Source organism: Streptomyces goshikiensis (assembly GCF_014650555.1).
Classification (GTDB): domain Bacteria; phylum Actinomycetota; class Actinomycetes; order Streptomycetales; family Streptomycetaceae; genus Streptomyces; species Streptomyces goshikiensis.
The window spans coordinates 81,335-88,043 of sequence record NZ_BMVE01000021.1; the positions used below are offsets into that span (position 1 = coordinate 81,335).

Here is a 6,709-nt window from a genome sequence, read left to right on the forward strand (position 1 = left end):
CTCGCAAGAGGCAATACCGCACACTTACCCAATTAAATTCAACCCCCGCACATGGAGATGTGCCGCCAGTCAGGCGATCTCGCGAACCTTGCGGGATGGGCGTGGCGGCAGTTCGTAGTCAAATCCACTACCTCCGAGGTCACTGACCTCGGGGCCCCGCCATGAAGCGGATGACGGAAACAGAACCCGCACCATGAGCCGGGGAATCCTGACTCCGGAGCTCCTTTTCCGGGCCCGGCCGCAGGCCGATGGGCCCGGACGGCGGTCGAGTCGACCGATACCAGCCATCCGCCCGAGGACGCCGGGAGACGGGGTCGACGTGACTACGGCGCCCCCAGCCGTCAACAGGCCGACGGGTTGTGAGGTGCGATGCGGATGGCGAGGAGCACCATGTCGTCCTCCGGGTGGGCGGGGGCGACGGTACCGGCAAGGTGCTCCAGGACATCACCCAAGGGGGTGTCGGTGCTCGCCGCGGCCAGGCGGCGTGCAGCCTCACCCGTGGCGGCGTCGAGGTCCTGCTCGCGGTGTTCGACGAGTCCGTCGGTGTAGAGCAACAGCGTGCTGCCCGGGGCCAGGAGGCGGGTATGGGTCGTTCGAGGTCCGGGCGGCAGGCCGGGATGTATGAGGATGTCGTGGGCCCCGAGCTCTTCGGCGGGCTCGCCCGGTACGCCGGGGTGGGTGAGCAGTGGGGGAGGGTGGCCCGCGTTCGTCCACGCGAACTGCCAGTGGCCGGCGGGCCGGGGGGTGAGGTGGGCGTGGACCAGGGTGCCGCCGGCCGGGAGGCCCAGCGTCTGACATGCCCGGACGAGTGCCTCGACAGCCTGGTGCGGGGGCCTGTCCGGATGATCGATGTCGGCCTGCCGGAGCATGCTGCGGACCTGCCCCATCAGGGTCGCGGCGCCCAGGTCGTGCCCGGTGATGTCCCCGACCGTCACGGCCCACGCACCGTGCGGTCCGAGCAGTGGGTGGAGGTCGTACCAGTCGCCGCCGACCATGTCCTGCCGTGCGGCCGGCCGGTACAAGGCGGCGGTCTCCAGTCCCGGTACCGGCACGAGATCGGTGAGCATGGCCTGCTGCAGCCGCAGGGCGACGGAGACGCGCTCGTCCAGGTAGGCGGCACGCTCCACGGCGCGGGCGGTGTAGTCGGCCAAGACGACGAGCACCGCGCGCTCGGCCGAATCCACCACGTGCGGAACGTCCCAGCCGAGCGCCAGCACGCCAAACACGCCCTCGGCGCCGGACAACGGCACGCACGCCAGGGTGTGCAGCCCCAGCGCGTCGAAGCCCGCCACGGCCTCGGACGTGTACCCGCGCGTCAGCTTCTGCCGGTCGGTGACGACCACCGTCCGCCCCTCGCGTACCGCGCGGGCGCCGGGCCAGCCCGAATCGGCCCCGTACCCCTCTCCCGGCCCGGTCCAGGGCGCCTGTCCCGCCTCGGCGCCGGCCACCTGTCGCAGCAAGCCGTCCTCACCCATCAGGTCCAGGCCTACATGGGAAGGCTTCAGTTCCCCTCCCGCCAGCCCGCTCACCCGGGCCCAGACCTCCTTCAGCCCACTGGTGTCACCGAGATCCTCCGCGGCCCGCAGCAGCAACTGCGCACGGCTGAGCAGGGTCTCCATCCGGTCCGCCTCGGCCTCCGCGAGCGAGGCTGCCTCGCCCGCCGCCTCTCCGGCGCGCTGCACCTCGTCCGAGCGCAGGCGTAGCCGCATCTGGGCGCTGCACGCCGCGCCGAGGTCGCCGAGATCCCGTAGGTCCTCCTCGCTCCACGCGCGCGGCCCGGTGTCGGTGGCGGCCAGTACGCCGAGGAGCTCTCCTGAGGGGCCGACCAGGGGGACACCCGCGAAGGCGAGCACACCGCCGGCGTCCCCCGCCAGGGCCAAGGGCGCGCCGAGCTCCGCCACGCGACGGCACAGCGCCGAGGCCTCGGCGTCGACGGAGCCCACCGGCCAGCTCTCGACCACGGCGGAACCCTCGGCGGCCACCCACACCAGCGCCCTGGGCGTGCCCAGCAGACGGGTGGCCAGGCGCGCGAACCGGTTCAACGTCTGCCCCTCACGCGGAAGCCTGCCCTCCCGGCAGAGCTCGTACGAACAACTCTATCGACGGGGCGCCGTACCTCGCCCGGAGCGGCCGTCCGTTGGACGGCCGCCCTGCTTCTCAGCCCCCGGGCCCGGGGCCCGTCCCTGGTGGTCTTGCCGCGCCCCCTGGCGGCTCCGCCGCCGCGCGGGCGGACGGCGTAGACGCCTCACCGATACGGGACAACCGCCGGTCCCGTACGAGCGGGACGCCCGTGCACCGGGTGTGCGCCGTCGGGGCGGCCGGCCGCGGCGCCCAGCACGGCGCAGCCTAGGAGGCACCTGTGGACGGGATCGTGCTGCGGTCGAGAAGCCGTTCAAGCGGCGTCGGCAGGGGCGGGCCGAGGGGCTATGCGAAAGCCTGGACGATCACCTGGCCTTGCGGGTTGCAGGCGGATCCTGCGGGTCGATGCCAGTAACGGCGGATGCGTCCCTGGTTCCGCTGGGGCGTTTGGAGTGGCCCCTGGGGCCTGTGTCGTGCATGCCGTCCTGGTCGCTGCCGGCCTTGCTTTGGTCCTCCCCACGGCGGCTCATGCTTTTCGTGGGTCTGCCATGCGGATTTCCGGCTTCTTCTTTGGAAACCTCGCGGCCGGCGCCCTTGGCGGGGGCGTACTGGTCGGGGTGGAAGGAGCGGTGGGCGCTGGGATTGTCCTGCTGGCGGGTCTCGTCGACGTCGGGAGACCAGCCATGCTGTTTGGTGCCCTTGTGCGGGCTCGGGCCTTCGCCATGTCGGGGCTGGGACGGTTTCTCTTGCTTAGCCATGATGTGGCCTGCCTTCTGGAGGAGGGAAGAAGCTCTCTCCTTCTGCCTCCTTCCGCGCTGTACGGAGCGCGATGTGTTCCCCCGTGGTCCTGCGTCGTGCCCTTCAAGCCTAGGTGCATCGCGTGGTCAGTGTGCAGGGCGTGTGCAGCGGGGTGCGGGCAGCTGGGCAGGAGGGGTGGCTGACGCCTGCCGAATTCGGCCGCCTCCCAGATCGTGCTGCCGCTGAGCAAAGCCCCGGTGGCCAGCGGCGACGCTGTCGTTGACTGCGCAACCTCCTGGTTTCGAGCGAGATCCGCAACCACGGGTGAATAGGGCAGGACCGCAGTTCGGACGATGTGCTTCTTGTCGCAGGGAAGCCGACCGCGTCCGGGCCGCGCAGCAAGCAGGCGGTCCCTGACAACGCGGTCAAGGCTGTGGAACATCGGGTTGGGCAGTCCCGCGTATCTCTGTGGGTTGCCTGGAACGGGTCGAGCTCCTCGGGTAGCTCCCGCCAGCGCGAGCGATGGATTCGAGCGTTCGGCGGTGATCAGCCCACCGCCGTCCACGGACCAGGATCTGCCGGCATCAGCGGCTCGTTCCGGCCCCACATCGCATCAGTGATCACTAATCGGGCCGACACGTCCGATCAACTGACCGACCCGTCAAAGAGACACGCGCTAGCCAGGAGACCCCAGCCGGGCCGCGCCCGCGTGGCAGCCGGGCTCTGGTCAGATCGTGACCGGGCCGTGGGCGGTGGCGAACTCGACCGAGACCAGGCCCGGTTCCTCATCATCGACCCAGGTGACGTCGATCTGGTCGAGGGGGTGGTCGGCCGGTTCGCCGAGGAATTCGGCGATGGAGGAGGCGTCGCCGGCGATGGAGACCCCGTGGATGGTGGTGGAGGTGCGCGGGTCGGCGCTCGGGCGCTCCTCGATGGGGACCAACCACTGCAGGAAGTAAGGCAGTTGCGGGTCCTCCAGCAGTTCCAGCAGACCGATCTGCTTCCACCTCAGGTCGAATCCGTCGGGGCGGACACGGTGGCCCGCGGCCGAGGTGCGGCCGAGGCGGGCCTCGACCGGGGCGATGTCGTCGACGGAGACCACCCAGCCGAGCCAGCCGCCGCCCTCGGCGGCGCGGCGCGCGACCGCCTGGCCGAAAGGTGCGCGGTCGGCGGCGGGATGGTCGAGTGTGGTGACGACCTCGACGTAGGTGCCGCCGCTCAGCGGGAGAATGAAATTGCGGGTGCCGAATCTCGGGTGAACGCCCCCGTCGATGAACCCGGCGCCGAGGGCCGATCCGATCCACTGCACAGTCGAGACGAAGCTGTCGCGGGCCACCGCATAGGACACGTGATCAAGTCGCACTGCGCCATCATCACCCGACAACCCGCACAAATCCCGACGCCACGCCACGCCCTCGCCCTGGCCGCGTCCGCCGTGGATTGGGCCGTGGAGCGGATCGATCATCGTCATCCCGGCCGGGGGAGGCCCGGTCGGAGCCAGACGGCAGTGCTGCCGCCTCGTCGAGGCCCACGACCCCGCTCGATCAGCCGCTGCGGGGCGAGCGCTGCTGCCACAGGATTTCGATCCGGCATGCAGCAGCATGCGCACCGCACTTCCAAGAGACACGCTCTAGATGATCGATTCCAATCCGAGCTCGGCGGCTCCGTCACGCCCGTGCTCCCTGGCCGGATGGGTTGATTATGGGTACTGCGCCATCCGCAGCCGCTTCGTCTGGGACCTTCGGCTGCACTTGGTGTGCACCCTTCAGGGCCTGCCTGTCTCCTTCGCCCTGACCAGATCGAAGGCCGACGAGGGGAGACCCTGCTGGAGCTGTTCGCGGCCGAACCGAGCCTCCTCGCCAGCCGGCCCGGGCAGACGCTGATCGGCGCCAAGCACTACCCGGCAGGGGCTTCGAGGCCCGGCTGTTCAAGCTGTTGCGGCGGGTCATCGAGTCGGTCAACGAGAGCTTCAAGAATCAGCTCGACCTCGAACACCACCGCGGGCGCACCCCCAGCGGTGTGGTCGTCCGCGTCCTGAAGACGGCATCCTCGCGCTGACCGCCGCGATCTGGCACAACGGGCACACCAGCCGGTCGGTCCTGCGCTCGCTGACCGCCTACGATCACTGATCCGGGAAGCTGATAACTCGCTGGCAGGTTGAGCTCAGTCCGCTGTCGGCAAAAGCCCCAAGAAGAACACGGCGGCCTGCCAGCGTGACGCGATGAGCAAGCAGACGCCAGTACGTCGACTTGACCTGGACTACTTCGTCCGGCCGGCATCGGAAACCGGTGGCCCGCAGGCGCGAGTTGACCCGTCCTCGCTCATCTCGTGCAGCGCGACGAGGGACTGCTCCTCTTCGACACCGGTGTCGGCGCTGACCCAGCCCACTATCGTCCCCACCGCAGGCCACCGCCCGCCGGGGCGGTTACACCATCGACGAACTCGTCGACTTCCCCGGCGCCACCTACAAGGAGATCACCGGCGAATCCGGAACCACCCCGGCACAACGGTTGATGCCAGCCACCCCAACTATCGCCTACCGGTTGACGCAGACGCCTTGAGGGCGCCAGTGGGTGAACCTCCAGCCTTGAACGGTTCTACCTACGATCCAATAGAGTTGCGTGATGTTCGAAGGAAAGTCAGTAAGGCTGCGTGCGCTGCGCTCAGAAGACGTGGAGCATCACTTGCGGTGGCGCAACGACCCGAAGGTGGTGCGCTGGGCCGCGGCCGGTGATCCGTGCTTCGGTCCGGTCACGGCAGAGGCGATCGGTCGCGGCTTCGACACCATGCTGCGCCTGAGCCCGAGGGAGTCGGCCGTGTTCACGGTCGAGGAACTGGCAGGCGGAAGGGTCATCGGCATGGCCGACTACCGGGACCTGGATCCGTACGCCGGAGTGGCCACGCTGGGAATCACCATCGGCGAGCGGGAGTTCTGGGGCCGCGGGCACGGCAGTGAGGCACTGCGGCTGCTCGTGGACCATCTGTTCGGCGCGTATTGCCTGAGCCGGCTGGAACTGGACACCTGGAGCGGCAACGAGCGCGCCGTGCGCGCCTTCACCAGGCTGGGCTTCCGCGAGGAGGGCCGCCGCCGGTCGGCCGTGCTGGTGGACGGAAAGCGCTACGACCGTGTTCTTTTCGGGATGCTCCGCGAGGAATGGGCGACCTCTGAGTGACGCCGTAGGTGCTCATCGGAGCCGTCTGTGGTCTGCACGCCAGGGCGAGGTCATGCGGGACGACAACCTGGACACCCCCGCGACGTCACTTTGGGCGACAACCGACTACCTGAAGGACGGGCCGGACCTGGCGCTGGGGAAGTGGCTCCTGCGTGCTCGAACCCACCTGCGGCACCTCGTCCCGGACGCATGCGTCGACCACGCGGTCGGCCGCCAGGTGGGCGGCGGCATCGTCGGTGTGCTCAGAGCGTTTTTGCGGTGCCGTGCCGGCCGAAGATACGAGTCACCGTGACCGTGGTGGTGACCGGCTCCGCGACGCCGTGGGTGGCGAGGTGGGAGGTGACGGCGGTGCGTACCCGGTCGTGGACATGCCTGGCGGTGTCCAGGGCGCGATGGCTCTCGGCCAGGACGCAGCGCACCTCGATGTGCCATCCCGAACCGTCCGGAGCCCGGTCGGCGCGGATGCCCGCCTCGGGCGGCGTGGGGTGGGGTGTGGTGACCGGGTGGGCGGGCGCGGCCGCTGCCGCGAGGCGGTGGACGAGACGGGGTTGCAGGCCGGCCACACCTGGAACCGCGAGGGCCGCCTCGGCCGCGACGCTGAGGAGTGAGGCCGTTTCGGTGGTGGTCATGACGTGTCACCGGCTGTGGGTGGTTCTGGGCTGTGGGGTGGCCATGGCTGCAGTACGTCGACCACGGTGATGTCGACGGCCGTCACGGCC

At 69.8% G+C, this 6,709-nt stretch carries 5 protein-coding genes and 3 pseudogenes; 3 read left to right on the top strand and 5 right to left on the bottom strand.

Features of this window, described 5'->3' with window-relative positions:
• Positions 1-341: 341 nt before the first annotated feature.
• From IE248_RS35405 to IE248_RS35420, 4 genes and pseudogenes are all read right to left on the bottom strand, one after another.
• Complete coding sequence (locus tag IE248_RS35405; RefSeq protein ID WP_190032917.1) at positions 342-2,042, bottom strand: SpoIIE family protein phosphatase; 1,701 nt, start codon at positions 2,040-2,042, stop codon at positions 342-344.
• 402 nt (positions 2,043-2,444) lie between these two features.
• On the bottom strand, positions 2,445-2,837 hold the full coding sequence (locus IE248_RS35410; RefSeq protein ID WP_190032918.1) for a hypothetical protein: 393 nt from the start codon (positions 2,835-2,837) through the stop codon (positions 2,445-2,447).
• Between the two features lie 445 nt (positions 2,838-3,282).
• Positions 3,283-3,456 (bottom strand): annotated as a pseudogene (locus tag IE248_RS35415) (transposase); the annotation flags it as partial.
• A gap of 88 nt (positions 3,457-3,544) precedes the next feature.
• Positions 3,545-4,180, bottom strand: a complete 636-nt coding sequence (locus IE248_RS35420) for a VOC family protein (RefSeq protein WP_190032919.1) — start codon at positions 4,178-4,180, stop codon at positions 3,545-3,547.
• Between the two features lie 271 nt (positions 4,181-4,451).
• Here IE248_RS35420 and IE248_RS38725 point away from each other — a divergent pair.
• From IE248_RS38725 to IE248_RS35430, 3 genes and pseudogenes are all read left to right on the top strand, one after another.
• Positions 4,452-4,946 (top strand): annotated as a pseudogene (locus IE248_RS38725) (transposase family protein); the annotation flags it as partial.
• 92 nt (positions 4,947-5,038) lie between these two features.
• A pseudogene (locus IE248_RS37985) lies at positions 5,039-5,336 on the top strand (N-acyl homoserine lactonase family protein); the annotation flags it as partial.
• A 105-nt stretch (positions 5,337-5,441) separates the two neighbouring features.
• On the top strand, positions 5,442-5,990 hold the full coding sequence (locus IE248_RS35430) for a GNAT family N-acetyltransferase (RefSeq protein ID WP_190032921.1): 549 nt from the start codon (positions 5,442-5,444) through the stop codon (positions 5,988-5,990).
• A gap of 242 nt (positions 5,991-6,232) precedes the next feature.
• Here IE248_RS35430 and IE248_RS35435 read toward each other — a convergent pair whose 3' ends face one another.
• Positions 6,233-6,619, bottom strand: a complete 387-nt coding sequence (locus IE248_RS35435) for a hypothetical protein (RefSeq protein ID WP_190032922.1) — start codon at positions 6,617-6,619, stop codon at positions 6,233-6,235.
• Positions 6,620-6,709 lie beyond the last annotated feature (90 nt).